The sequence below is a fragment of the Maricaulis sp. CAU 1757 genome, from assembly GCF_054482675.1.
The window spans coordinates 1,121,479-1,147,651 of the sequence record NZ_JBTLRI010000001.1; the positions used below are offsets into that span (position 1 = coordinate 1,121,479).

Below are 26,173 nucleotides of genomic sequence, written 5' to 3' on the forward strand. Positions count from 1 at the left end.
CGCGGACACATTAGCTTCAGTCGGAAGGTAACGGGAGTAGCCCATGAGTGATCCATCGCGTTTCGACGAACTGGCAGAGGTGGCGGAGCGCTATGGCCGGTTCAGCCTCGACAATTACGCCATCATCCGCAGCGTCGCGGAAAACCTCTCCGACGGGTTCTGCGCCTGGCGCGGCCATGAGCAGGGCCGCTGCGTCTATCTGGTGCCGCCGGAAGGCGCCTGGGCCCCGCGTGCCTATCGCAGCGGTGCCTTCTCGGTGTCCGGCAACAGCTTCCTGCCGCTGGGGCCGATCAGTTTCGGTCTGGCCGTCATGGTCTCGCACACCGGGGACTGGCTGCGCATGGTGCTGACCTGTTCCAAGAAGGGGGACAAGGTGGAGATCTCGATTGCCAGGGGCGGCACCTACGAGATCGACCTGCCGCTCGACCAGACCAGCCTGCAGGAGCTGTACGCGCACCTGCACCAGCACCTGATCAACTGGTTCGGTGAGCAGGCGGACACCTATGAGCACGGCGATTACGGCCAGCGCACGATCGGCTTCGATTTCCTGCACGAACCGCTTGTCGAAGCGCCGGAAACGGCAGACGAAGCGAACTAGTCCGAGGCCTTGTTCAGCAGGTCGAGGACGGTGTCGATCGAGACGCTGGCACCGAGCAGGCCGAAGGCGCCCAGAACGGAGATCAGGACGGCCAGGCCGAGACTGGCAATGAGCTTGCCGCGCAGGACCAGCCGGGTCACCATGCGCGCCGTGCGCACAATGCCGAACGCGCCCAGCATGGCGAACGGGCCGACGACCAGGAGGGTCGTCAGCAGGGTCGTCAGGAGGGTGGTCTGTTCGGCAGGCATGCCGGGATTATCTCCCTCTGTCGAAACAACAAGAAGTAGCGACGTCCCCTCCAAAACGCGCTAACGAGGACAAATGTTACACGCTCCGCCTGACTTCACCCTGACTGTCGCGCTCATCGCGGGTTCAGGTGTCCTTGCTCAATGGCTGGCCTGGCGCCTGCGCTTCCCCTCCATCATCCTGATGATGGGGGCCGGCCTGCTGCTCGGTCCGATCTGGACCCTGATGTCCGGCGCGCCACTGCTGGAACCGGCGGAAACCTTCGGCGGCTATCTCAGGCCGATGATTGCCCTGGCCGTGGCCATCATCCTGTTCGAAGGCGGGATGACGCTCAATCTCAGGGATTTGCGCGAGACCTCCCAGCCGGTACGCCGCATGGTCTTCATCAGCCTGCCGATCGCCTGGCTGCTGGGTACGCTGGCGCTGTATTTCGTGGCCCGTATCGAATTGTCGCTGGCCATCATGATCGGCGGCCTGATGACGGTGACCGGTCCGACCGTGGTGCTGCCCCTGCTGCGCCAGGCCAAGCTGCCGCACCGCGTTGCCTCGGTGCTGAAATGGGAAGGCATCGTCAATGACCCGATCGGCGCCCTGATCGCCGTCTTTGCCTTCGAGGTCATCCACCAGAACGCGCTCGGTCAGAGTTTCGCCGGGGCCGTGTTCGCGCTTGTCGTCGGCGCCATTATCGGCGCGGCGCTCGGCTTTGCCTTCGGCTATGGCCTGTCCTACGCCTTCCGCCGCGGCTGGGTCTCCGAACCGCTGAAATCGCCGCTGATCATGGGCGCTGTCCTGGTCTGTTTCGCGCTCGCCGAGGAACTGGCCGCGGAGACCGGCCTCGTCGCCGTGACCCTGTTCGGCCTCGTCCTGGCCAATGCCCGCCTCGCCTCCATCGACGAGATGCGCCGCTTCAAGGAAGGCCTGGCGGCGATCCTGGTGGCCAGCGTCTTCGTCGTGCTCGCCGCCGACCTGTCGATCGACGATGTGACGGCGCTGAAATGGTACCATCTGGCCTTCGTGCTGGTGTTCATGCTGCTGGTGCGCCCGGTCGCGGTCTTCCTGGCCACGCTGGGCTCGGGTCTCAACTGGCGCGAAATGGCCTTTATCGGCTTCATCGGCCCGCGCGGTGTCGTGGCCGCGGCCACGGCCGGCCACCTCGGAGCGGAACTGGTCGATGTCGGCCGCGAGGAGACCTCGATCCTGGCTCCGCTGGTGTTTGCCACCGTGTTTGCGTCGGTGTTCATGGCCGGCCTGGCCGCCGGTCCGCTGGCGCGCCTGCTGCGCCTGACCGAGACAGGACCCGACCGCATGCTCATCGTTGGCGCCAACCCGTGGAGCCTCGGCCTCGCCGAGGCGCTCAAGAAGGCTGACATTGCCGTCACCATCGCCGACACCAGTTGGCGCCGCCTGCGCGAGGCCCGGCTGGCCGGGCATTCGGTGTTCTATGGCGAGGTCCTGTCGGAGGATGCCGAGTGGCGGCTCGAACCGAGCCGGTTTGCTGCCCTGCTGGCGACCACCTCGAACGATGCCTACAACGCCCTGGTGTGTGTCGATTACGCGCCCGAACTGGGCCGCAGCCACGTGTTCCAGCTGTCCGCCTTCGATGCCGCCAATGGCAGCGACCCGGCCAAGGACGACAAGCGGGCGATCTCCTACACCGCCCGCGGACGCACCCTGATCCGGCGCGGCCGCAGCTATGACAGCCTGGCCCGCGACTGGTGGCTGGGCTGGACCTTCAAGGCGACCCGCCTGTCGGAGGAATACCCGCTGGAGCGTTTCCTGGAAGAAAGTGGCGACAATGCCGACCTGATCCTGGCGCGCTCGGCCAAGGGGCAGGTGACCCTGCTTGGCTCCGGCGTCGATATTCCCGACGCACCCGGCACGGTGATTGTCCGTTTTGCCCCGCCCGAACAGACACGCACGGCGCGCCAGCGCACCGACCGCAAGGCCCGGGCCGAGCGCGAGGAGCGGGCCGAGGAAGGTTTCAGCGAGGACGAGGCGAAGTCGGACTAGCCGGGTCCACGACCCGGCCGGGGCCTAGTTCCAGCCGTCGGCGGGCTGGGCCCCGCCCGGCGCGGCACCGCCGCAATAGGGCCAGTTGTCCGAATTGGGATCGGCATTGGGGCAGACCGCGTCGCGCCCCTCATAGATCACGCAGGCAGACAGGCTGCCGGCGGCCATCAGCGTGGCCAAGACAAGAAGTGATCGCTTAATCGACATGGTGACGCCCCTCTTCGGCCACATGGTGGAGCGAGGAGTGGGCCCGTGCAAGGGGCTTGGCCTGCGGGCCGGCATTCACGGGGCATTAACTTCGATGGCGACAGATAAACCTCCTGCAGGCAGGCGAGGAACGGACATGGCCCGGCGGTCGCACAAGGCCCGGACGGCCTCCAAGCGGACTCATCCGCCTTCATCCTCCCGGCGCTCCTCCGGCTCGGGCGGCGGCGGCTTTCCGTGGTTTCGTAGTCTCGCCGTGCTGTGTGTCATCGGCAGCCTCGGCGTGGCGGGCATGCTGGTCTCGGTGGCCCGCGACCTGCCTGACACCAGCGGCCTGGCCCGGATCGAGCCGGCCGCCTCGATCACCTTTGTCGACCATCGCGGCCGCCTGATTGCCCGGCGCGGCTCGGCGCACGGCAATGAGATCAGCTTCGAGAACATTCCCGCCGACCTCGTCGACGCCGTGCTCGCGGTCGAGGACCGGCGTTTCTACAGCCATCCCGGCATCGACTTCATCGGCCTGAGCCGCGCCATGCTGGCCAATATCCGGGCCGGCCACGTGGTCCAGGGCGGCTCGACCCTGACCCAGCAGCTGGCCAAGAACCTGTTCCTGACGCCGGAGCGCACGATGCGCCGCAAGGTGCAGGAGATGATGCTCGCCTTCTGGCTGGAAAGCCGGTTCAGCAAGGACGAGATCCTCGAACTCTATCTCAACCGCGTGTATTTCGGCGGTGGTGCCTGGGGCGTCGAGGCGGCGTCCATGCGCTATTTCGGCAAGTCGGCCTCCGACCTGTCGCTCGGCGAATCCGCTCTCCTGGCCGGCCTGCTCAAGGCGCCCTCGCGCTACAGCCCGGTCAGTGACGCCCAGCGCGCCGCGGCGCGGGCCACCGTCGTGCTCGACCTGATGGCCCAGACCGGGCGCATCAGCGAGGACGAGCGCAATGCCGCGGCCGAGATCCCGATCCTGGTGTCGCGCGGGGCCTCCAGCCAGGGCGCGCAATACTTCATCGACTGGCTGGCGCCGCAAGTGCGCGAACTGGCCGGTCCCGACCATGGCGACCTGGTGGTCTTCACCACGCTCGATGTTGACGCCCAGCGCGCCGCCGAAGCGGCCCTTGCGGGCGTTCTGGACGACGCAGAGGCCGCGGCAGGCGCATCCGAGGGGGCTGTGGTCTCTCTCGCCATGGACGGCGCTGTGCGGGCGCTGGTGGGCGGTCGGGACTATGCCCGTTCCCAGTTCAACCGCGCCATCCTGGCCAGCCGCCAGCCCGGCTCGGCCTTTAAACCCTTCGTCTACGCTTCCGCCTTCGAGGCCGGCCTGACGCCGGAGATGGTGCGCGACGACGTCCCGGTGCAGGTCGGCGACTGGTCGCCGCAGAATTACAATGGCGATTACGGCGGCGCCATGACGCTGCGCGAGGCCTTCGCCCGCTCGTCCAATTCCATCGCCGTGCAGATCGCCGAGGAAACCGGCCGCGGCCATGTCGCGCGACTGGCCCGCCGCATGGGCATCGAGAGCCCGATGCGCATCGACCGTTCCCTGGCGCTCGGCGTGTTCGAGGTGACGCCGCTGGAGCTGGCCGGGGCCTACGTTCCCTTCGCCAATGGCGGCCAGCTCGCCCCGGCCTATGGCGTGACCCGGATCGAGACCGCCGAAGGCGAAACGGTCCATGTGCGCGGGGCGGGCCATCACCCGACAGTGCTCGATGCCCGCACCACGGCGCGCATGCATGATCTGCTGGTGCACAATGTGCGTGCAGGCACCGGCCGCCGGGCTGCCACGGCTGGCCTGGTGACGGGCGGCAAGACCGGTACCACCAATGAATTCCGCGACGCCTGGTTCGCCGGTTTTGCCGGCGACCTCGTAACTGTCGTGTGGACCGGAAACGACGACAACGCGCCGACCGACCGGGCCACTGGCGGGGGCCCGCCGGCGCGTGTCTTCGGTGCCTTCATGGCTGACGCCCCGCGCCACGGCCTCGCATCGCAGCCCGCCGTGACCATGGCCGAAGCCCGCGTGCCGGCCCCGGTCGAGGCAGAGCAGACGACGCAGGATGAACAGGGCAGCGATCCGATCGGCGCGTTCCTGTCGGCCCTGTCCGGTCGCGACTAGACGCCCGACCCCGAAATGTGGATGTTCGGCCGGCAGTAGGCCGGGGCCGTTCCGCCGGCCCGTGCCGCGCCGCGAGTGTTCCCCCGCCTGGAAATCTGAGGAATTTGTATGCCCCGCCTGATGTCCTGCCTGACCGTCCTGGCCGTCCTGTTCCTTGCTGCCTGCTCGGACCGCGACGCCGCGACCGGAGAGGCCGCCGACGCGCTGGCGCGGATGGGCCTGGTGGCGCAGTCCGGCGACGGACCGGTGATGCATGCCGGCTACGAGCAGGCCGACAATACCCATGTCTTCACCGAAGTCGTGTTCACGCACGAGCCGGTGGACACGGCGGCCGGCGACGAGGCCGATGTGATCCTGGTCGGACGACTCTCGGTCGTTGCACCGCGGCTCGCCGACAATGGCGATCTGCGCTTTGACAGGCTGGTTCTGGAGGACATCCGCACCGCTCCGCAGGCCGAAGGCCGGCTGGCTCTGGATCGCGTCGAGGTGGCCGGGCCCAATGTCACCCTGGCCGCCGACATCGCCGACCATCTGGCCGCCGGGCTCGGCGGTGAAGGTCTTGTTGGCTGGGAATTATACACTTTCGACACGGTCCGGTTTTCCGGCCTCGAACTCGATGACGGCGATATCCGTGATCCGCTCAATGTCCGCCTGGAAAGCCTGGAGCTGGGTGATCTGGACACCAGCCGACTGGCCGCCTTCGCTTTGCGCAATTTCGTCGTGTCGCAATCGGGTACCGAAGCGGCGCCGGCGATCCGCGTCGGCGAAGTGACGCTGTCCGGCATCGAAACCTCGGTGTTTGCCGGCCTGATGGACACTCTGTTTGCCGGGGATCGCGGCGAGGATCCGCTGGCCCCCTATTACGGCGCTGCCCTGGGCACCCCCACGAGCGGTTTCGAGACCATGCAGGCCGTCGACCTGGCCTTTGACGCGGACGGGCTGATGGTCACCGTGGAACGGATCCGGGCAGAGGTCGAAGAGAGCCGGACCGGTCTGGTATCGGAATTCAGCCTGACGGGAGGGCGGCTGTCTGCCGATGCCACCCGCCCGGGCGGCGCCCTGGTCGGCCAGTGGCTGGCCATGCTGGACTATGACGGGCTCGATTTCTCGGTCACCGCCCGCTCGATCTATGACAGTGAAACCGGCCGGCTGCGCACGGACGGGGTCAACGCGCTCGATGTGAGCGATGCCTTGCGGATCGACTTCAGCCAGGAACTCAGCGGCTATGACGCTTATCTCGAGGCGGCGGGAGCGGCCGGGGCGGCAGAGCGGGGCAAGGCAGCCCTCGATACCGTCCGGCTCGACCGGATGCGGCTGACGCTGACCGATCAGTCCTTCCTCGACCGCCTGCTCACCGCGCTGGCACGGCCACAGGGCATGACGGCGCGGGAGTTGCGCAGCCAGGCGCCCCTGCTGGTCGCCATGGGGCTGGCCACGGCGCCGGCCGAGATCCCGCGGCCGCTGGTCAGCGACCTGTCACTGGCGCTGAGTGATTTCCTCGTGCGCGGCGGCGGTCTGGTCATCGAGCTCGAGCCTGCACCGCCCATCCCGTTAGGTGAGCTGGAGGCCCAGCAGGCCGACGGCACGCTGGACCTCGAGCGGCTCGGGCTGAGCGTCAGCCACCAACCCCCGAACTAGTCGCGAGAGGCCAGCGCCTCGGCGCCCTGCTCACGCATGAAGGCTTTCATGCGCGGGGCAATCTGTTCGCGGAAACGACGGCCGTTGAACACGCCGTAATGACCGACATCGGCCTGGATATAGTCATCGCTCAGCGTCTTGGGCAGTTTGTCGCACAGGGTATGCGCGGCCTGCGTCTGGCCGATGCCGGAGATGTCGTCATTCTCGCCCTCGACGGTGAGCAGGGCGACATCGGTGACGTGGGACGGGTCGACCCGGCGGCCGTGATGGTATTGCTCGCCGCGCGCCAGCTTGTGCTCCTGGAACACGTCACGGATGGTCTGCAGGTAGAATTCCTCGCTCAGATCCATCACCGAGAGATATTCGTCATAGAAGCTGACATGCTTCTCGGCGCTGTCGCCATCACCCTCGATCAGGTGATTGAAGAAGTCCCAGTGGGCGTCGACATGACGGTCCAGATTCATGTTCATGAAGCCGGCCAACTGCAGAAAGCCGGGATAGACGCGGCGCATGGCGCCCGGATTGGGCACCGGGACCGTGTGGATCAGATTGCTCTCGAACCAGTCGAAGGGTTTTTCCTGGGCCAGCTGGTTGGGCACGGTCGGCGACAGGCGGGTGTCGATGGGGGAGCCCATGAAGGTCATCGAGGCCGGGCGCTTCGGGTCCTGGTCTTCGGCCATCATGGCGATGGCGGCGAGGGTCGGCGGGCCGGGCTGACAGACCGCCACGACGTGCACGTCCGGTCCCAGCTCGCCGATCATCTCGCGAATGTGGGCCGCGAAGTCGTCCAGGTCGAAGCGGCCCTGGCTGACCGGCACCATGCGGGCATCGCGCCAGTCGGTGATGTAGACCTCATGATCGGGCAGGAAGGCCTCGACGGTGCCGCGCAAAAGCGTCGCGTAATGGCCGGACATCGGTGCCACGAACAGGACTTTCGGCTGCGGCGTGTCGCCCGCTGCGGCCTGCAGCGCTTTCGGCTCGCGCCGGAAATGCACCAGGTCGCACCACGGTCGGCTCCACACCACGCGATCGGTGACGCCGACGCACTGGCCGTTGATCTCGGTTGAATCGATCATCCACTCCGGCTTGCCGTAGCGCCGTGTGGCGCGCTCGAACACTTCCGCCGTGGCCGCCATGGTGCGGCCGGGAATGGTGTCGGCCAGCGGGTTCCAGGGCGCGCGCAGGCTGCGCCGCGTGACATTGGCATAGGCGCGCCACGGGGCCAGCGCCATGCGATTGAACTCGTACATGCTGTAGAGCATCAGGCTCTCCTAGCGAATGGCCATGCGGCCGGGATCGGGATGATCAAACGTCTTCATCAAGGAAGTGTTGCAGGCGCGCGGCAATCTCGCGCGGATCGGCCTGCGGCGAGAACACGTCGACGAAGTCGCCCTCGCTATCCATGAGGTAAATCAACGAGGAATGGTCGACCAGGTAATCCTCGCCGCCCTCCTCATTATTGCGCCGCACGGCCACCCGGTAGGTGGACGCCATGGCATCGACCTGCTCGAGCGAGCCGGTCAGGCCCACCAGGCCGTCCGGAAAGGCCGGGGAGGCCACGTATGAGGCCATCTGCTCGACGGTGTCGCGCTCCGGGTCGACGGTGACCAGGATGGGCTGGATCGTGCCCTGGTCCTCGGCATCGAGCTGGCCAAGCGCCGCGTCCATCACCTGCAGCGAGAACGGGCACACGTCGGGGCACCAGGTATAGCCGAACAGGACCAGCATGGGCCGGCCGCGGAAATCCGCCTCCGTGACGGTGCTGCCGGTATGGTCGACCAGGGTGAAGGGGCCGCCGATATCGGCCTCGCCGCTGACCCGGGTCGGGGCCGGAGCGGCGCCGTCATTGCGGGCATCATTGAGCATCAGGGTCAGGAAGGTGAGCATCATGACCACCGGGGCGGCAATCAGGATCCACAGGACTGGACGCGGCATGCAGGCTCCTCGAAACTGGTTCCGCGCAGGGTGACGACCTGCGGCGGGGACGTGCTGCACCTGCGAAGGTAGGTAGGGCAGGCCGCCCTGTCCATTGCGGCATGCTGAAACACCCCGGATGACAGGACGGGGAATGAGGAAGAAATGCAATGACGGATGGCGATTGGGACCCCTATGGCGGCGATGCCCAGCTGACCCCGGTGTTCGGGCGGCTGCGCTCGCGCACCCTGGTCATGCTGCGCTGGCTGGCGGTCGCCGGACAGACCGTGACGGTTTTCGTGGTCCATGTCCTGTTCGGCTTTGACCTGCCACTGGCGTTTTGCATTGCCGTCATCCTGGCCAGCGTGCTGGTCAATGTGACGCTGACCCTGGCCGTACCGCCGCAGCGCTTCGCCAAGGACTGGGAGGCCTTTGCCCAGCTCAGCTTCGACGTCGTGCAATTGTGTCTTCTGCTGATGCTGACCGGCGGCCTGCAGAACCCGTTCGTGGTCATGCTGGCGGCCCCGGTGATGATCGCGGTGGCCGCCCTGCCGCCGACTTGGGCCGGCGGGGTCGCGCTGATCGCGATGGCCGGTTCCGGGGCCATGTCGCTGTGGAGCCTGCCGCTGCCCTGGATTGCCGGCGAGCGCATCGAGCTTCCCGGCTTTTACGTGTTCGGCCTGTGGTCGGCCATCTTCATCGCCGTTGCATTCACCGCCGTTTATTCCTGGCGTGTCAGCCAGGAAGGCAAGCGCATGGCGACCGCCCTGGCCGCCACCCAGAGCGTCCTGTCGCGCGAACAGCGCCTGTCCGCGCTCGGCACGCTGGCGGCCGCGGCGGCGCATGAGCTGGGCACGCCGCTGGCCACCATCCAGCTGACGGCCAAGGAGATGATGCGCGAGATCGGTTCGGACAGCCCGCTCAGCGAGGACGCCGAGCTCATGGTCACCCAGGCCCGGCGGTGCCGCGACATCCTCAAGCGGCTGAGCCAGGAGCAGGCGGTCAGCGATGTGCGCCACGAACGGGTCGATCTGCGCGCCGCCCTGGAAGAGGCCAGCGCGCCCCTGCGCGGCCTGGGCCCGGTGATCCGGGTCGAGCTGGCGGCCGGCGAGGGCGAGCCACCGGTCCTGCGCCGCATGCCGGAGGTGCTCTACGGACTGGGCAATTTCATCGAGAACTCGGTCGACTTCGCGGACAGTGTGGTTATCGTCGAAGGCAGCTGGGACGACGACCATGTGTGCGTGCGCGTGTGCGATGACGGGACCGGATTCTCGGCCGACATCCTGTCCAAGATCGGTGAGCCCTATATCACCACCAGATCAGGCACGCCGGGCCAGGGCGGGCTGGGTCTCGGCGTCTTTATCGCCAAGACAATGATCGAAAACAGCGGCGGCGTCGTATCCTTCCGGAATGGCGGCCCCGCGGGCGGCGCCCTGGTCACCGTGACGTGGCCGAGAAAGCGGGTGGAGGCACCTGCCGTGGTCGTCTAGTAAGTCATTGAAGCCGAGAGATCCGGACCAGGAGAACGCGCGTGAACGACCCCGAATACCAGCTCCCCGACGACCGCAGCCTGCTGATCCTGGATGATGATGCCCCGTTCCGGACCCGCCTCGGCCGTGCCATGACGGGCCGCGGCTTCATCGTCTCGGCGGTCGGTTCCGTCGACGAGGCCCGCGAAGTGGCGCGCGAGAACCCGCCTGCTTTCGCCGTGCTCGACCTGCGCCTGCAGGACGGTGACGGCCTTGACGTCGTCAAGGCGCTGCACGCCTCGCGCGCGGACTGCCGGGTGGTGATGCTCACCGGCTACGGCAATATCGCCACCGCCGTCGCCGCCGTGAAGGCCGGCGCCGTGGACTACCTGTCCAAGCCGGCCGACGCCGATGATGTCATCAAGGCGCTGCTGGCCCATCCCCAGGACAAGCCGGAACCGCCGGAGAACCCGATGTCGGCCGACCGGGTGCGCTGGGAGCACATCCAGCGCGTCTTCGAACTGTGCGACCACAATGTCTCGGAAACCGCCCGGCGCTTGAACATGCACCGGCGCACCCTGCAGCGGATCCTGGCGAAGCGGGCGCCGCGCTAGCGCCTATTCGCCTTCAGGCTCGATGCGGGCATAGCCGTAGATCGGGCCGCCATGGGCGCCCTGGACGATGGCGACAATGCCGTACTGGCGCAGGCTCTCGCCCATGAACTCGGCCTCGCCGCCCGACCACATGCCCAGGTAAGTGAGTGATTTGACCATGTTGTAATGGTCCATCACGAGGCCCTCATTCTCGCCGCCCGCGATCTCGACCTGGTGCCAGCCCGGCGCGTAGGCGACCAGCCAGACATCGAGGTCCTCTTCCGGGGCGTCGCCGAACAGGCGCACGATGTAGGAGCCGAAGGGGCCGTCCTCGATCTCGATGATCGGGCTGTCCGGCATCACCCAGAGGCGCTGTTCGACCGCATCGGCTACAGCGTCCTGCTCCCAGCCGGGCGCGTCGAGCACGCCGTCGACCACGAATTGCGGCGTGTACAGGCGCGACACGTTGAGACGGGACAGGTATTTGCGCTGGCGTTGGACGTATTCGGGGCGGGCGTAGGTGTCTTCCCAGCCATACATGTCCCAGTAGGACACCGCATAGGCGAGGGTGAACACATTGTCGCGCCGGTCGAGCTGGCCGAGATAGCGGTTGGCGGCGGGACACAGGCCGCAGCCCTGGCTGGTGAACAGCTCCACCAGCACCGGCCGCCGCGCTTCCGGACCGGCCCAGAGCTCGGGCGGGTCGATCGCCGGACCTTCCGCCCGGGCCACCGCTCCAACCAGCCAGGCTGACAATATCAACGCAACAAGTCGCATGACGACTAGATAGGCGACGCTGCCCGCGACGACCAATCACTTGGACGTGACGCGGGCAGTGCCGTTGCGTGATCGACTGAGGACAGCCTACTGGGCCGCAAGATTGCGCAGCACGTAGTGCAGGATGCCGCCATGGCGGTAATATTCCAGCTCGTTCTCAGTATCGATGCGAGCCTTCGCCTGGGCGGTTTTCTTGTCGCCGTTCGGGAAGGTAATCTCGATCTCCATATCGGCCTGCGGCTTGAGCTCGGCGACGCCCTTGATGGTCACCGTCTCGTCACCGGTCATGCCCAGCCCGTCCCAGGACTGGCCCTCGGCGAACTGCAGCGGCAGCACGCCCATGCCGATCAGATTGGAGCGGTGGATGCGCTCGAAGCTCTCCGCGATGACCGCCTTGACGCCCAGCAGGCGCGTGCCCTTGGCCGCCCAGTCACGCGACGAGCCGGTGCCGTATTCCTTGCCGCCGAAGACCACGAGCGGGGTGCCCGCGGCCTGGTATTCCATGCAGGCGTCATAGATGAACTTCTGCTCGCCATCCTTCTTGGTATAGCCGCCCTCGACGCCGTCCAGCATCTGGTTCTTGATGCGGATATTGGCGAAGGTGCCGCGCATCATCACTTCGTGATTGCCGCGCCGCGAGCCGTAGGAGTTGAACTCGGTGACCGGGACCTGGCGGTCCTGCAGGTAGTGACCGGCCGGGCTGTCGGCCTTGATCGAACCGGCCGGCGAGATGTGGTCGGTGGTGATGCTGTCCCCGAACAGGCCCATGATCTTGGCGTCGACGACATCGCCCGGGGCTTCCGGGGTCATCGTCATCCCTTCGAAATAGGGCGGGTTCTGCACGTAGGTCGAGGTGTGGTCCCAATTGTAGGTCAGGCCGCCGGCGACATCGATCGAGGCCCACGCCTTGTCGCCCTTGAACACGTCGGCATAGCGCTTGGCAAACATGTCCGGGGTGACCGACGAGCGCACCACGTCGGCGATTTCCTGCGAGGACGGCCAGATATCCTTCAGGTAGACATCATTGCCGTCCTTGTCCTGGCCGAGCGGATCGCTGACCAGATTGACCTTCATCGAACCGGCCAGGGCGTAGGCCACCACGAGCGGTGGCGAGGCCAGGTAGTTGGCGCGCACGTCCGGCGAGATCCGGCCCTCGAAATTGCGGTTGCCCGAGAGCACCGAGGTGGCGACCAGGTCATGCTGGTTGACGGCCTTGGAGATGGCCGGCGGCAGCGGACCGGAATTGCCGATGCAGGTGGTGCAGCCATAGCCCACGAGGTTGAAGCCGAGGGCGTCGAGATCGTCGTCGAGGCCGGCTTTCTCCAGGTAGTCGGTGACCACCTGGGAGCCCGGGGCCAGCGAGGTCTTGACCCACGGCTTGACGGTCAGGCCCTTCTCGACGGCGTTGCGGGCCAGCAGGCCGGCGCCGAGCATGACCGACGGGTTGGAGGTGTTGGTGCACGAGGTGATGGCGGCGATGGCGACATTGCCGTTGGTGAACTCGAAGTCCTCGCCCTCGACCGGCGCCGACTTGTCGAGCTCGTCGCCCTTGCCGTACTCGCTTTCCATGATCCGCGCGAAGCCCTCGGAGGCCTTCGACAGCTCGATCCAGTCCTGCGGGCGCTTGGGACCGGACACGGCCGGCACCACGTCACCCATGTCGAGATGCAGCGTGTCGGTGAACACCGGGTCAGACTCATAGTCCGGACGGAACAGGCCCTGGGCCTTGGAGTAGGCTTCGACGAGCGCGACGCGCTTGTCGTCGCGGCCGGTCGACTTGAGATAGTCGAGGGTCTCGTGATCGACCGGGAAGAAGCCGCATGTGGCGCCGTATTCCGGGGCCATGTTGGCGATCGTCGCCTCGTCCTCGAGCGACAGATTGTCGAGGCCCTTGCCGTAGAATTCGACGAACTTGCCGACCACGCCCTTGGCGCGCAGCATTTCCACGACCTTGAGCACGAGGTCGGTGGCGGTGGCGCCTTCCGGGAGCTTGCCGGTCAGCTCGAAGCCGATGACTTCCGGGATCAGCATGGAGACCGGCTGGCCGAGCATGGCAGCTTCCGCCTCGATGCCGCCGACACCCCAGCCGAGCACGGCGAGGGCATTGATCATCGTGGTGTGGCTGTCCGTACCGACGCAGGTGTCCGGATAGGCAACATTCTCGCCGTCTTCCTCACGCGTCCACACGGCCTGGGCGAGGTTCTCCAGGTTGACCTGGTGGATGATGCCGGTGCCCGGCGGGACGACGCGGAAGTTCTCGAACGCCTTGGCGCCCCACTTGAGGAACTTGTAGCGCTCGCCATTGCGCTCGTATTCGCGCTCGACATTTTTCTCGAAGCTGTGCGCGCCGCCGAAGAAATCGACCATGACCGAGTGGTCGATGACCAGGTCGACGGGGACTTGCGGGTTGATGCGCTGCGGGTCGGCCCCGAGCTTGGTGGCGGCGTCGCGCATGGCGGCCAGGTCGACCACGGCCGGAACGCCGGTGAAGTCCTGCATCACCACGCGGGCCGGGCGGTAGGCGATCTCGTGATTGGACGTGCGGGTTTCCAGCCAGGTGGCCATGGCCTGGATGTCGGCCTTGGTCACCGTCGTGCCGTCCTCGAAGCGCAGCAGGTTTTCCAGCAGCACCTTGAGCGAGGCCGGCAGGCGCGACACGCCCTTGAGCCCGTTCTCTTCCGCGACCTTGAGGTCGTAATAGGTGTAGGTCTCACCGGCGGCAGTGAGGGTGCGCTTGCAGGAAAAGCTGTCGAGAGAGGCCATATGCCATGTCCTTGTCGTCGGGGCAGGCGCCGGATGCGCCCGCTTGGGGAGGGGTGGCCGGTTTGACGCGACCACTTGTTTTGGCGGGTTTTAACCCCTGCAACGGCGCGCGGCAATGCGGCGTTCCCGCCGTTGACGTATGGCTGTCATTTGGGCGACATGCGGGACATGACAGCCAAGCCCGCCTCTTTCCTGCCTGACCTGGTCCACGAGCCGGTCACCCTGCGCGTCGCCGGGGTCGGCCTGTCGCGGGGCGAGCGGCCGCTGCTGCGGGGTCTCGATTTCACTGTCAAGCCGGGCGAGGCGCTGCTGCTGACCGGGCCCAACGGCACCGGGAAGACGACCCTGCTTCGTGCCTTGGCCGGGTTTGTCCAACCCGACAGCGGCAGCGTGCGGCTGGAAGATGCCGCCGGACGGCGGGCGCCTGTGGCCGGCTCGATCGCCTGGCTGGGGCATGTCGACGGGCTCAAGCCGGGCGAAACCCTGCGCCAGGGCCTTCGGTTCTGGGCCGGGCTGCACGGCATGTCACTGAAGGTGGCGACGCCCGTGCTCGACGCCCTGTCCCTGAGCGGCTTGCTGGACCGGCCGGCCGGTCGCCTGTCGCGCGGCCAGCAGCGACACGCCAGCCTGGCGCGGGTGGCCCTGACCGGCCGGCCGCTCTGGCTGCTCGACGAACCGGCGGCGCCGCTCGACCCGGCCGGGCGACAGCGCCTCGCCGACCTGGTGACGCGGCACCGTCAGCGCGGTGGCTCCGTGGTCGCGGCAACGCACCAGATCATGGACTGGCCGCAAGTCCACCGTCTCGATCTCGACACTGCGGTGGAGCTGGCCCGATGAGCGCGGCGATGGCGGTCTTTGCCCGGGAGGTTCGCCTGGCCTGGGCCGGTGGCGGCGGCGCGGCCGGACCCGCGGCCTTCTTCATTGCCGCGCTGACCCTGGCCCCGCTGGCCATCGGGCCGGATCCGGTGGTGCTGGCCGCCGCCGCGCCGGGCCTGATGGGGTTTGCCGCCCTCCTCTCGGTGCTGCAATCGGCCGAGCGCCTGTTCGGCGAGGACTATTCGGACGGCACGCTGGAGCTCTACGCCCTGGCCCCGGGCGGCCTGGTACTGACCAGCCTGGCCAAGGTCGCCGGGCAGGCGGTGGCGACCCTGTGGCCGCTGCCGCTGATCGGCATGGTGGGGGGGCTGATGTACGGCCTGCCCATGCTGCCGGCATTGCTGCTGGGCCTGGCCCTGCTGGCCGCGACACCGGCCCTGGCCCTGATCGCCGGCTTTGCCGGGGCGCTGGCTGCAGGGGTCAAGCGGGCCGGCCTGCTGATTGCCCTGCTGGCGGCGCCGATGATGGTGCCGGTGCTGATCTTCGCCGCCGGGGCCGGCCGGGCCGCCTTCGAGGGTGATGAGCGTGCCCTGGCCAACCTGCTTTTGACCTGCGCCGCCTCGCTGGCCACGCTGGCCCTCGCCCCGTTCGGGATTGCCGCGGCCATCCGCTCCCGCCTGGGCTAGGTCCCGGCCGGTTTGCCGCAGTTGCCGATCCCGCCTCGCCACAGTATTTGAGCCCCATGCTGTCCTATTTCGCCAACCCCCAGCGCTTCGACCGCCTTGCCCGGACCGTGATCCCGATTGCCGGCGTCCTGGCGGGTGTGCTGGGCGTGGCCGGCCTTTACATGGCTTTCCTGGCCTCGCCGCCCGATTACCAGCAGGGCGAGACTATCCGCATCATGTATGTCCACGTGCCGGCCGCCTACATGGCAATGGCGCTTTATGCCGGCATGGCGGTCGCCAGCTTTGTCTACTTTGTCTGGCGCCACGCCATCGCCGACGCGGCGGCCGAGATCATCGCCCCGATCGGCGCCGTGTTCACCGTGCTCGCCCTGGTCACCGGCTCGATCTGGGGCAAGCCGATGTGGGGCACCTGGTGGGAGTGGGATGCGCGCATGACCTCTGTGCTGGTCCTGCTGCTGGTCTATCTCGGCTATATCGCCCTGCGCGCCGCGCTCGAGGACGCCGTCCAGGCCGCCCGCGCCGGGGCCATCCTGGCCATGGCCGGCGTGGTCAATCTGGTGATCGTGAAGTTCTCGGTCGAGTGGTGGTCGTCGCTGCACCAGCCCGCCTCGGTGATCCGCTTCGACGGGCCGACCATCCACAGCTCGCAGCTCTGGCCGCTGGCCCTGATGGCCCTGGCCTATTCGGCGCTGGCCACCTGGCTGGTGTTCTACCGCCTGCGCAGCCGCGCCGTGAAACGCCGGGTGATGAAGCTGGAGCGCCAGCGCGAACTGGCCCTGCAGCCGGTGCGCGACCTCACCGCGACCTCGCCGACGGAGGGTTCGGCATGAGCGAATTCCTGGCGATGGGCGGGTATGCGGCTTACGTCTGGCCGGCCTGGGGAATCTCGGTGCTGGCACTGGCCGGGCTGGTCGCGGCGGCCCTGCTCGAGCGACGGGCGGTGGAACGACGCCTGAAACAGCTGGAAGAGCCGGGGTTGTAGGCCTTCGCCGGGCGCCTCGCCGACCAGCGCCACCCCGTTTCCCCCGCCTTCATGGCGGGGCCTCGAATCCTCTCAGCACCCGAAATGGCAGACAACCCGCGCGCGAAATCCGGCCAGAGGCACCGCCATGAAGGCGGGGAAAACGCTGGAGGGCGGGGGAGGAAGGAACCCTTTCTCCCTGGACCATAGGTCCGCGCAGCGGGGACGACCTTACGTCCCCGCCTTCTCAGCCTTCTTCTTCTTCGCCTTCTTTTCCGCCTTGCGCGCCTTTTCCTTCTCCTTCGCCTTCTTCTTGGCTTTCTTCTTCTTTTCCTTGGCCTTCTTGCGCGCCTTCTCGGCTTCCTCCTCGCCCTTTTCCAGGGTCAGGGCGATGCGCCTCAGCGTCTCCAGGAAGGCGGCGCGCTTGTTCTTGGGCAGGGCGGAGAGGATCGCCTTGTCGGCCTCGCGCGCGCCCTTGGCAGCGGTGTCCAGGAGGGCGCGGCCAGCCTCGGTCATGTGCATCGTGTTGACGCGCGCGTCCTCGGCCAGCTTGCGCCGGTCCAGCACGCCATTTCGCACCATGCGGGCGACCAGTTCGGCCAGGGTCGAGCGGTCGATGCCGGTGACCTTGCCGAGCTCGCTCTGGGTCAGGCCTTCGCGCTGCGAGGTGGCCATGAGGACGGCGAACTGGCGCTGCGTCAGCTTGGTGCCGTCCATGGCGGTGACGAAGCGCTCGGCGGCAAACTGCTGGGCCCGGTGCAGGAGATGACCCGGGCTCTCGGAAAGCTCGAAGTCGGGGCTGTCCGGCTTGTTCGCTGGCATTGACGTCTCCCGCTCAGGGCACGCCCGGCGGCACCCCGGGCAGGCTTCTGAGGTCATAGCCTATTTGTCAGCCCACTCCGATAGGCGAAAGGTCAGGCTTCGCTGCCGGCTTCCGGTTTGCCCTGATACTTGGACATCAGCGGCATCTGGGCGAGGGCGAACAGGACGGACAGGAAGAGCACGCCCAGCTTGGCGTTGGACCAGAAGGCCTCGGAGATTTCCAGCCCGGCGAACCAGCGCGCGCTTTCCGGCACCACGGAATCACTGATGTGACGCCACATGCCTTCATTGAGCAGGGCCAGGAACTGGAACCACAGGGCCCAGCGTATGGCCAGGATGGTCCAAGCTTCGTCGGGCAGGTTGAAGATGTGGGAGAAGAAGACCTTCCAGACATTGGTGCCGAAAGCCAGGCTGACCAGGATCATCACCGACAGGAAGAGATTGATGATGGTCGGTTTGACGTAGATGAAGATCGGGTCCTGCAGGAAAATGCCGAGCGCACCCATGAACAGCACGATGACGGTGGTGAAGACCAGCATCGGCGGCACCCGCTTCTCGATCCGCATCGAGGCGACCAGGGCAATCACGGCGGCGACCATGTAGGCGCCCGTTCCCCAGTAGATCGCGTCGGAGCCGACGAAGGCCCGGGCGCCGTTATAAACCAGGATCCACACCCCGATCGGGCCGGCATCGATGAGCAGGCGCGAGCCCTGTTCGCTGGTTTTCTCTGACTGGGCCATCACGGGGCCTCCACTTGCCTGTCTGTCATACGAGCCCCGCCGGCCGGCGGATGGCAAGTGCGGGATGCTGCGGACAGTGTTCTAGTCCTCGAGCCCGGCCAACGCCCGCGAGAAGGCTCGCGCATCAAACGGCTGCAGGTCGGCCTCGCCCTCGCCGATACCGATGTAGTGGATGGGCAGGGCGAATTTCTCGGCCACCTGGACCAGGGCGCCGCCCTTGGCCGTGCCGTCCAGCTTGGTCATCACCAGGCCGGTGACCTGGGAGGCTTCCAGAAAGGCCTCGGCCTGGGACACGGCGTTCGAGCCGACCGTGCCGTCGAGCACCAGCACGACATGGTGCGGGGCCTCGGGATTCTTCTTCTTTATGACACGCACGACCTTGCGGAGCTCGTCCATCAGCTCGGCCTTGTTCTGCAACCGGCCGGCGGTGTCGATCAGCACCACGTCGCGGCCCTCGCGCTCGGCCTGGTCGATGGCGTCATAGGCGAGGCCGGCCGCGTCGGCGCCGATCTGGCGCTTGACCACCGGCGCCCCGGCGCGCTCGCCCCACACGCTGACCTGTTCGATGGCGGCCGCGCGGAAGGTGTCGCCGGCGGCGAGGATCGGATTGCGGCCCTCGCGCTTCAGCTTGACCGCGATCTTGCCCAGCGTGGTGGTCTTGCCGGAGCCGTTGACGCCGACGAACAGCACCACTTGCGGCGTGGCGCCGGTCAGGTCGAGCGGCTTTTCCAGCGGTTGCAGGGTCTCCGCGACGACGTCGGCGAGGGCGCCGCGCACTTCCTCGTCACTGACTTCGGTATCGAAGCGGTCGCGGGCCAGCCGGTCGGTGACGCGCATCGCGGCGGTGGCACCGAGATCGGCCCCGATCAGCACGTCTTCCAGCTCCTCGAGCGCCGCCGCGTCGAGCTTGCGCTTGGTGAAGATGGCGCTGACATTCTCGCCCAGTTTCGACGAGGAGCGCCGGAGCCCCTCGGTCAGGCGGCTGAAAAAGCCCGGTTTCTTTTCGCTCATCCGGCGATGATCCCCTGCAGTTCTCGCCCGTCATGCCCGCTCGTCTCGATATCGACAAGGGCCCCCGGGCGGGGAATGTCGGCTTCCGGCAGGCGGATGCCGGCGAAATTGCCGGCCCGGGCAAAGCCGGGCTTCTCGATCAGCGCCTGCTCGACCCGGCCGATCATGCCGTCCAGATGCGCCGCCAGCACCGCGTCGGCCTTGGCGCGCAGCCGCGCGGCCCGTTCCTTGATCTCGGCGCCATTGACCTGCGGCATGCGGGCTGCCGGCGTGCCCGGGCGCGGCGAGTACGGAAAGACGTGCAGATAGGCCAGCCGGCACTCGTCGACGAGGCGCAGCGAGTTCTGGAACATGGCTTCGGTCTCGGTCGGGAAGCCGGCGATGATGTCGGCCCCGAAGGCAATCTCCGGGCGCGCCGACTTGAGCCGGTCGCACAGGGCGATGGCGTCGTCGCGCGAATGCCGCCGCTTCATGCGCTTGAGGATCATGTTGTCGCCCGCCTGCAGCGACAGGTGCAGATAGGGCGCCACGCGCGCCTCGCCGGTCACCGCCTCGAACAGCGCCTCGTCGATCTCGATGGCGTCGATCGAGGACAGGCGCAGGCGCGGCAGGTCGGGCACCTGCTTGAGGATGGCCTGGACCAGCCGGCCCAGTTGCGGCGTGCCCGGCAAGTCACCGCCCCAGGAGGTTAGGTCGACCCCCGTGAGCACGACTTCGCTGTGACCGGCATCGACCAGCGTCTTGATCTGGTCGACGACCTCGCCGGCCGGCACCGAGCGCGAATTGCCGCGGCCGAAGGGGATGATGCAGAAGGTGCAGCGGTGGTCACAGCCATTCTGCACCTGCACATAGGCCCGGGCGCGCCCCTCCATGCCCTCGACCAGGTGTCCGGCGGTCTCGGTCACGCTCATGATGTCGTTGACGCGCACCTTCTCGGTGCCGCCGAGCAGGCTGGCGAGGTCGTAGGTCTCCGCCTTCAGCTTGTCGTCATTGCCGATCACCCGGTCGACTTCCGGCATCTTGGCGAACATGCCCGGATCGACCTGGGCGGCGCAGCCGGTGACGATGATGCGGGCGTCCGGGTTGTCGCGCCGGGCGCGGCGGATGTGCTGGCGGGCCTGGCGCACGGCCTCATTGGTGACGGCGCAGGTATTGACCAGGATGGCATTGTCCAGCCCGGCCTCGCGCGCATGCTTGCGCATGACTTCGCTCTCCCACGCATTCAGCCGGCAGCCGAAAGTGAGAATGTCGAGGCCGGCCTCCGGCGCCGCACCGCGCTGGGGCGGCGTGTCGGCTCCGGACGCGGCGGGATTGTCGTCGCGCGTGCTCATGAGGCGCGACTAAGTGGTTGAGCAAGAGCGCAAGGTCAAGCGGCGTGGTCAAATATGAGTGCCGCCGGTGAACGGCCTTTGTTTTCCGGCCGGTCTCAAAGCCGACGTCCGGTGGCTTGCGGCGACCGTTTTTTCGTTACATGGTCGTCACATCTGATTTGGGGAGACTTCTGATGCAAAAGAAAAGTTTGCTGGGCGGTTCCGCTCTGGCTGGTGCCCTCGCTTTCACGGCCATGGCTCCGGTGTATGCGCAGGACGACACTCAGGACGTCATCGTGGTGACCGCGAGCAAGCGGGAACAGGCGATCCAGGACGTGCCGTTCTCGATCAATGCGCAGACCCAGGCCGATATCCAGCGCACCGGCGCCGGCACCATCGAGGAGCTGTCCCGCAATGTCGCCGGCCTGTCGATCCAGAATCTCGGGCCGGGCCAGAGCCAGGTTGCCATTCGCGGCGTCTCGGCCGGCCAGATCGTGCGCGACCAGCCGGGCGTCAAGGAACAGGTCGGGATCTACCTCGATGAATCGGTGATCTCGGTGTCGCTGTTCACGCCGGATGTCGATCTCTACGACCTCAACCGGGTGGAAACCCTGCGCGGCCCGCAAGGCACGCTGTTCGGGTCGGGCTCGATCGGCGGCACGGTTCGCTACATCACCAACCAGCCGGACTTCAGTGCCTACGCGGCGTCGGCCGAAGCGGAGCTCAACACGGTCGCCGATGGCGGTACGGGCGGTCACCTGAAGGGCATGGTCAACATGCCGCTCGGAGACAATGCGGCGCTGCGCCTGGTCGGCTATCACACCGAGTATGCCGGCTATATCGACGCCTTGCGCGAAGGCGGCCCGATCCAGGAGGATGTCAACTCCGGCAGCCGTTCCGGCATCCGGGCCTCGCTGGCCTTCGAGCTGTCGGACAATGTCCTGATCACGCCGCGCGTGATCTATCAGGAGGTCGAGGCGGACGGTTTCAACCGTCAGGAGGTCTTCAACCTCTACGCCAACCCCTACACCACGACCCGGCCCGCCATCCAGATGGGCGAGCGCCAGCAATACCTGCTGCGCGAGGAGGCCTTCAGCGACGAGTTCATGCTCTCCGACCTGACCATCGAAGTCGGGCTCGGTGCTGTCGACCTGACCTCGGTGACCAGCTTCACCGACCGCTCCATCCTGGTCAGCCGCGATGCCAGCGCCCTGACCGGCAGTGTCTCGGTCGATCTGGGCTATCCGGATGCCGCCGTGCTGCTGCCGTCCAACCTGCGCGACACCACCGAGTTCAGCCAGGTGACCCAGGAAATCCGCCTGGCCTCGGCCGATGAAGGTGATTTCGACTGGATCGTCGGCGGTTTCTACGCCGAGTCCGATCGCGACTATGCCCAGCGCCTTCCCACGCCGGGCTATGACGCCTTCACCGATGCCACGCTCGGCGCCGGCACCTCGGCCGCTGTCGCCAACGGCTTCCCGGCCGACTCGCCGTTCAACTCCGACCTGCCTTACACACTCGAGCAGATCGCCATCTTCGGTGAGGCGACCTGGTACGCCACTGACCGCCTTGCCCTGACGGCCGGCGGCCGCTGGTATGATTTCGAGGAAACCCGGACCATCACCACGGGCGGCCTGTTCGCCGCGGGCGATAGCGGCGTGGTCGATACCACCGCGTCCGACGGTTTCAATGCCCGCTTCATGCTGTCCTACGACCTGGACGACACCTGGACGCTGAACGCCCAGGCAGCCCAGGGCTTCCGGCTCGGCGGCGTCAATGACCCGCTCAACACGGCCCTGTGTACACCGGGCGACCTGGTCACCTTCGGCGGCTTCCAGTCCTATGACGACGAGACGCTGTGGAACTACGAGGCCGGCCTGAAAGCCCAGCGCGGCTCGACGACCTTCAACGCCGCGGTCTTCCATACCCAGATCGATGGCCTCCAGGTCACCCTGGACGCCGGGTCGTGCTCCTCGCGCATCTCCTTCAACGTGCCCGAGGCGCACACTACCGGCGTGGAGTTCGAGTACTCGACCGAGCCGGTCGACAACCTCTTCTTCAGCCTCAACGGCAGCTATGTCGAAGCCCGCTTCGACTCCACCGTCCGCGACGGCACGGGTGCCGTGCTCGGTGGCGTGCGGGCCGGCAACCGCCTGGCGTCGGTTCCGGAATTCCAGATGTCGGCCAGCATGGCCTACAACTGGGACGCGGCCTGGGCCGGCGACAATGCCGAGGGCTTCTTCACCGCCTCCATCCAGCACGTCGGCGACCGCATCACCCAGCCGGGTGACCAGGTGCCGGGTGCCGGCAGCTTCTCCTCCGGCCTGCCGTTCGGCGGCGCCACCGGGGCGGAAGTGACGACGCTCGATCTCGAGCTGGAGCCGTACGAGCTGGTCTATGTGTCGACCGGTATCGACTGGGGCGACATGCAGGTGACCTTCTTCATCGACAACGTGTTCGACGAGAATGTGAACCTGTCCTTTGATCGCGAGCGGGGTGGCCGGGCACGCCTGTCCTACCGCACCAACCAGCCGCGTACCTTCGGCATCAATGTGCGCAAGACCTACTGATCCCGGGGGTCAGGTCTGAAACAGGCGGGCGGGCTGATCATCAGCCCGCCCGTTTTCCATTCCGGCGTTGCAAGATGCCCTCAGGGCCGGGGCAGGGTGCGGCGCAGGGCTTCGGCGGCCAGCACCGCGAACAGGGCGATCAGCGCGTGGGACACATGGCCCGTCGTCCAGCTCGTGGCCAGGATGACGAGCCAGGCTGCGCCCCAGGCGGCGCCGGACACCCGGCGCTGGCGCACCAGGAGAAGCCCGGCCGTGCCGAGCCCGATCAGAACGGCAAGCGCCGAGACCAGGCCGATCAGACCGCTGGTGCCGGGCCAGATAACGACCAGGACAAGCACCACCGGAATGGCGACCCGGACATAGCGCGACAGGGCGGGCGGCACGCGGTCGGGGTCGACCGCGAACAGCCCTCCGGTGGCAATCAGGAGCAGACCGGCCGAGGCCGCGAGGCGGCTCGTCATGGTGTGCAGGTCGGGCAGCACGCCATCGCCACCGAGACCGTAGCGCAGCGCGCCGACCAGCGCGGCCAGGCCGATGAGAATCAGGCCCAGCCGGACGAAGCGGGCCGGTCCGCGGCGTCGCCACGGCCAGATCCGCACCAGTCCGGCGCCGACAGCCAGAATGATCAGGGCGTCGCTGAGGGCCAGTTGCCAGTCGCCGGTCATCATTTCCCCCTTTGTCCGGTCACTCGTTGGCGGCCGCTTCGGCGGCCTGTGCCTCGATCCACGCCGTCATCTTGGCGTCCAGCGCTGCCAGCGGCATGGCGCCGTCTTCCAGCAGCGTGTCGTGGAAATCGCGGATGTCGAAGGCCTCGCCGAGCCGGGTCTCGGCCCGGGCGCGCAGGTCGCGCATCAGCAGCTCGCCGCTCTTGTAGGCCAGCGCCTGTCCGGGCCAGGAAATATAGCGCAGCACTTCGGTACGCACATTGTGCGGCGCCAGGGCCGAATTCTCCAGGAAGCACGCCTCGGCCTGCTCGCGGGTCCAGCCCATGTAGTGCAGGCCGGTATCGACGACGAGGCGGCAGGCGCGCCACATCTCGTAGGTCAGGCGGCCGAAATCCTCGTAGGGCGTGGTGTAGAGCCCCATGTCGATGGCCAGGTTCTCGGTGTACAGGCCCCAGCCCTCGCCGAAGGCCGTGATGTAGGTCTCGCGGCGGAAATCCGGCACGTTCTCGAGCTCGCCGGCCAGGGCATTCTGGTGGTGGTGGCCCGGCACCGCCTCGTGCACGGTCAGGGCCGGCAGGGTGTAGAGCGGGCGCTGGCTGAGATCATAGGTATTGACCATGTAGCCGCCAGCCACGCCGTTCTCGAGGTCGCCGGGCCAGTAGCGCCCGGTGGTGTAGGTCGGCGCCATCGAGGCCGGCACCGGGCGCACGCCGTAGGGCAGGCGCGGCAGGCGGCCGAAGAAGCGCGGCATCTGGTCATCGGCGCGCTTGGAAATCCACGCCGCGTGCATCAGCAATTCCTCCGGAGTCTCGGCATAGAATTGCGGGTCGCTGCGCAGGAAGGCGAGGAATTCGGCAAACGAGCCCTCGAACCCGGTCTCGGCGATCACCGCGTCCATCTCGGCGCGGATGCGGGCGACTTCGGCCAGGCCGCGCTGGTGGACTTCCTCCGGCGAGGTATTCAGCGTCGTGTGATAGCGCACCAGGGTGCGGTAGAGCTCGCGGCCCTCCGGCACCTCCGAGATGCCCAGGCTGGTGCGCGTCTGCGGGATGTAGGTGTCGTTGAAATAGGCCAGCAGTTCGACATAGGCCGGGTGGGCGCTTTGCTCGATGGCGGCCAGGGCGTCGCTGCGCAGGCGATCGCGCTCGGCTTGCGACAGGGTGGCGGGCAAGGCGTCTATGGGCTGGATCAGGATGTCTTGCAGGTCTTCAAGGCTGGCCAGGGTTTCCAGCTGGCTGGCGACGCCCTGGGCGATCAGGCGAGGCTGGGTGTGGCCCTCGGCCAGGCCGCGATCCATGTTCGCGATACTGGCCTCGAAATAGGCCGGGATGCGTTCGATCCGGGTGATCCAGGCCTCCGCCTCCGCCACATTGCGCGGCCGCGTCGAGGCGGCGGCATAGGTCGGCGAGGAGAAGAAACCGCTATCATTGAGGAAGGGCGCGCGCTCCAGCCCGAAGGGCGTCAGTTCGACGTCGAAGCGCAGGATGTAGTCGAGCACGTCGTAGGACACCGCGTCCTGTCCGCTCAGGGCCTCTGCGTTGATCGCCTCGAGCCGGGCCAAGAAGTCGCGATTGCGCTCGGCCTGCCGCTCCAGCGTGGCCGGGCTGACGTCCGCCCAGCTGGCCGCCGCCTCCAAATCCCCCTGACGGGCCCGGGCCCCCGGATTGTTCTCCAGCCGGAAGGCCTCGTAATCCTCGACCAGCGCGGCAAAGGCCTGCTCGGCGGCGTTGAGCTCGGCCGCCTGCTCGGGCTCGGGGTGGGCGTACAGCGCCGGCGTGAGGGCGAAGGCGGACGTGCCGGCCAGGATGGCGGCGAGCAGATGATGGCGCATGGACTTTCCCTAGGCGGAGGCTGGTGTCGATAATTGGCGCGCAGCATGCCGCTGACCGGGGGGTCGGGCAAGCGGAGCTGGAACATGGACCGCTCACATTTCAGGTGTCATCCCGGCCGCATGGCCTGCGCAGGCAGGCCGGAGGGCCGGGACCTCTACGCTCGTTCTCCGACCCCCTCGCTCAACCGACAGCCACCGGGATGATGGGTCCCGCACTTGCGGCCCGCCTGCGCGGGTCATTCATGCGGGATGACACTGTTGGGAATCGAGAAAGAAAAGAATTGCGCGACCGAAGCAGGTTTTGTCGATTCTGCGGCGCTATTTTGCGCCGCACCACCCCATTCATCTCTTGCCGGGAGTCCGCCTCAGGGGGTTGGGGGGGGGGGGGGGGGGGGGGGGGGGGGGGGGGGGGGGGGGGGGGGGGGGGGGGGGGGGG

23 protein-coding genes are annotated in these 26,173 nt (G+C 67.3%); 11 read left to right on the top strand and 12 right to left on the bottom strand.

Features of this window, described 5'->3' with window-relative positions; translation table 11 throughout:
* Window positions 1-43 precede the first annotated feature (43 nt).
* On the top strand, window positions 44-598 hold the full coding sequence (locus ACXYMR_RS05290) for a hypothetical protein (RefSeq protein ID WP_458941712.1): 555 nt from the start codon (window positions 44-46) through the stop codon (window positions 596-598).
* On the opposite strand, the gene ACXYMR_RS05295 is transcribed toward ACXYMR_RS05290, so the two are convergent.
* Window positions 595-846: a hypothetical protein gene (locus ACXYMR_RS05295; protein WP_458941713.1), complete on the bottom strand. Its 252-nt coding sequence runs from the start codon at window positions 844-846 to the stop codon at window positions 595-597. The genes ACXYMR_RS05290 and ACXYMR_RS05295 overlap by 4 nt on opposite strands.
* Window positions 847-919: 73 nt before the next feature.
* Between ACXYMR_RS05295 and ACXYMR_RS05300 the strand changes: the two genes are divergently transcribed.
* Window positions 920-2,854 carry a cation:proton antiporter gene (locus ACXYMR_RS05300; RefSeq protein WP_458941714.1) on the top strand — a complete coding sequence of 645 codons (1,935 nt, stop codon included), beginning with the start codon at window positions 920-922 and terminating at the stop codon, window positions 2,852-2,854.
* A 24-nt stretch (window positions 2,855-2,878) separates the two neighbouring features.
* On the opposite strand, the gene ACXYMR_RS05305 is transcribed toward ACXYMR_RS05300, so the two are convergent.
* Complete coding sequence (locus ACXYMR_RS05305; RefSeq protein ID WP_458941715.1) at window positions 2,879-3,061, bottom strand: hypothetical protein; 183 nt, start codon at window positions 3,059-3,061, stop codon at window positions 2,879-2,881.
* A gap of 136 nt (window positions 3,062-3,197) precedes the next feature.
* On the opposite strand from ACXYMR_RS05305, the gene ACXYMR_RS05310 reads away from it, so the two are divergent.
* Window positions 3,198-5,171 carry a transglycosylase domain-containing protein gene (locus ACXYMR_RS05310; protein ID WP_458941716.1) on the top strand — a complete coding sequence of 658 codons (1,974 nt, stop codon included), beginning with the start codon at window positions 3,198-3,200 and terminating at the stop codon, window positions 5,169-5,171.
* A gap of 108 nt (window positions 5,172-5,279) precedes the next feature.
* Window positions 5,280-6,809, top strand: a complete 1,530-nt coding sequence (locus ACXYMR_RS05315) for a hypothetical protein (protein ID WP_458941717.1) — start codon at window positions 5,280-5,282, stop codon at window positions 6,807-6,809.
* On the opposite strand, the gene ACXYMR_RS05320 is transcribed toward ACXYMR_RS05315, so the two are convergent.
* Both ACXYMR_RS05320 and ACXYMR_RS05325 read right to left on the bottom strand, forming a co-directional pair.
* Complete coding sequence (locus ACXYMR_RS05320; RefSeq protein WP_458941718.1) at window positions 6,806-8,071, bottom strand: polyhydroxyalkanoate depolymerase; 1,266 nt, start codon at window positions 8,069-8,071, stop codon at window positions 6,806-6,808. The two genes, ACXYMR_RS05315 and ACXYMR_RS05320, sit on opposite strands and share 4 nt — an antisense overlap.
* Before the next feature lie 43 nt (window positions 8,072-8,114).
* Entirely contained in the window at window positions 8,115-8,744 is a 630-nt protein-coding gene (locus ACXYMR_RS05325) for an SCO family protein (protein ID WP_458941719.1), read from the bottom strand.
* 149 nt (window positions 8,745-8,893) lie between these two features.
* Here ACXYMR_RS05325 and ACXYMR_RS05330 point away from each other — a divergent pair, with 149 nt between their 5' ends.
* Both ACXYMR_RS05330 and ACXYMR_RS05335 read left to right on the top strand, forming a co-directional pair.
* Window positions 8,894-10,213, top strand: a complete 1,320-nt coding sequence (locus ACXYMR_RS05330) for an ActS/PrrB/RegB family redox-sensitive histidine kinase (protein WP_458941720.1) — start codon at window positions 8,894-8,896, stop codon at window positions 10,211-10,213.
* Between the two features lie 41 nt (window positions 10,214-10,254).
* Complete coding sequence (locus ACXYMR_RS05335) at window positions 10,255-10,806, top strand: ActR/PrrA/RegA family redox response regulator transcription factor (protein ID WP_458941721.1); 552 nt, start codon at window positions 10,255-10,257, stop codon at window positions 10,804-10,806.
* Between the two features lie 3 nt (window positions 10,807-10,809).
* Here ACXYMR_RS05335 and ACXYMR_RS05340 read toward each other — a convergent pair whose 3' ends face one another.
* Together ACXYMR_RS05340 and acnA are read right to left on the bottom strand one after the other, a co-directional pair.
* The gene (locus tag ACXYMR_RS05340; protein WP_458941722.1) at window positions 10,810-11,541 is read right to left on the bottom strand and encodes a DUF1223 domain-containing protein; all 732 of its coding nucleotides are present in this window, start codon (window positions 11,539-11,541) and stop codon (window positions 10,810-10,812) included.
* Between the two features lie 108 nt (window positions 11,542-11,649).
* Entirely contained in the window at window positions 11,650-14,325 is a 2,676-nt protein-coding gene (gene acnA, locus ACXYMR_RS05345; protein ID WP_458941723.1) for an aconitate hydratase AcnA, read from the bottom strand.
* A gap of 168 nt (window positions 14,326-14,493) precedes the next feature.
* Between acnA and ccmA the strand changes: the two genes are divergently transcribed.
* Genes ccmA through ccmD form a run of 4 tightly spaced genes read left to right on the top strand, consistent with a single transcriptional unit; the run spans window position 14,494 to window position 16,809 of the window.
* On the top strand, window positions 14,494-15,162 hold the full coding sequence (ccmA, locus tag ACXYMR_RS05350; RefSeq protein ID WP_458941724.1) for a heme ABC exporter ATP-binding protein CcmA: 669 nt from the start codon (window positions 14,494-14,496) through the stop codon (window positions 15,160-15,162).
* Complete coding sequence (locus ACXYMR_RS05355) at window positions 15,159-15,827, top strand: heme exporter protein CcmB (RefSeq protein ID WP_458941725.1); 669 nt, start codon at window positions 15,159-15,161, stop codon at window positions 15,825-15,827. The genes ccmA and ACXYMR_RS05355 overlap by 4 nt, the downstream gene beginning before the upstream one ends.
* Window positions 15,828-15,883: 56 nt before the next feature.
* Window positions 15,884-16,657: a heme ABC transporter permease CcmC gene (gene ccmC / locus ACXYMR_RS05360; RefSeq protein WP_458941726.1), complete on the top strand. Its 774-nt coding sequence runs from the start codon at window positions 15,884-15,886 to the stop codon at window positions 16,655-16,657.
* The gene (ccmD, locus tag ACXYMR_RS05365) at window positions 16,654-16,809 is read left to right on the top strand and encodes a heme exporter protein CcmD (protein WP_458941727.1); all 156 of its coding nucleotides are present in this window, start codon (window positions 16,654-16,656) and stop codon (window positions 16,807-16,809) included. Before ccmC ends, ccmD begins: the two co-directional genes overlap by 4 nt.
* A gap of 210 nt (window positions 16,810-17,019) precedes the next feature.
* Here the strand turns inward: ccmD and ACXYMR_RS05370 are convergent, their stop codons facing one another.
* The 4 genes from ACXYMR_RS05370 to mtaB all read right to left on the bottom strand — a co-directional run bounded on the left by ACXYMR_RS05370 (window position 17,020) and on the right by mtaB (window position 20,692).
* A complete protein-coding gene (locus tag ACXYMR_RS05370; protein WP_458941728.1) occupies window positions 17,020-17,610 on the bottom strand; it encodes a MarR family winged helix-turn-helix transcriptional regulator in 591 nt (196 codons plus the stop codon).
* Window positions 17,611-17,702: 92 nt separating this feature from the next.
* Window positions 17,703-18,350 carry an inner membrane-spanning protein YciB gene (locus tag ACXYMR_RS05375; RefSeq protein WP_458941729.1) on the bottom strand — a complete coding sequence of 216 codons (648 nt, stop codon included), beginning with the start codon at window positions 18,348-18,350 and terminating at the stop codon, window positions 17,703-17,705.
* Between the two features lie 81 nt (window positions 18,351-18,431).
* Window positions 18,432-19,361 (bottom strand): signal recognition particle-docking protein FtsY, encoded by a 930-nt coding sequence (ftsY, locus tag ACXYMR_RS05380; protein WP_458941730.1) that lies wholly within the window; start codon window positions 19,359-19,361, stop codon window positions 18,432-18,434.
* Complete coding sequence (gene mtaB, locus ACXYMR_RS05385; RefSeq protein WP_458941731.1) at window positions 19,358-20,692, bottom strand: tRNA (N(6)-L-threonylcarbamoyladenosine(37)-C(2))-methylthiotransferase MtaB; 1,335 nt, start codon at window positions 20,690-20,692, stop codon at window positions 19,358-19,360. The genes ftsY and mtaB overlap by 4 nt, the downstream gene beginning before the upstream one ends.
* A 173-nt stretch (window positions 20,693-20,865) precedes the next feature.
* Between mtaB and ACXYMR_RS05390 the strand changes: the two genes are divergently transcribed.
* Window positions 20,866-23,241 carry a TonB-dependent receptor gene (locus ACXYMR_RS05390; protein WP_458941732.1) on the top strand — a complete coding sequence of 792 codons (2,376 nt, stop codon included), beginning with the start codon at window positions 20,866-20,868 and terminating at the stop codon, window positions 23,239-23,241.
* Between the two features lie 80 nt (window positions 23,242-23,321).
* On the opposite strand, the gene ACXYMR_RS05395 is transcribed toward ACXYMR_RS05390, so the two are convergent.
* Together ACXYMR_RS05395 and ACXYMR_RS05400 are read right to left on the bottom strand one after the other, a co-directional pair.
* Window positions 23,322-23,906 carry a hypothetical protein gene (locus ACXYMR_RS05395; protein ID WP_458941733.1) on the bottom strand — a complete coding sequence of 195 codons (585 nt, stop codon included), beginning with the start codon at window positions 23,904-23,906 and terminating at the stop codon, window positions 23,322-23,324.
* Between the two features lie 19 nt (window positions 23,907-23,925).
* Complete coding sequence (locus ACXYMR_RS05400) at window positions 23,926-25,737, bottom strand: DUF885 domain-containing protein (protein WP_458941734.1); 1,812 nt, start codon at window positions 25,735-25,737, stop codon at window positions 23,926-23,928.
* Window positions 25,738-26,173: the final 436 nt, after the last annotated feature.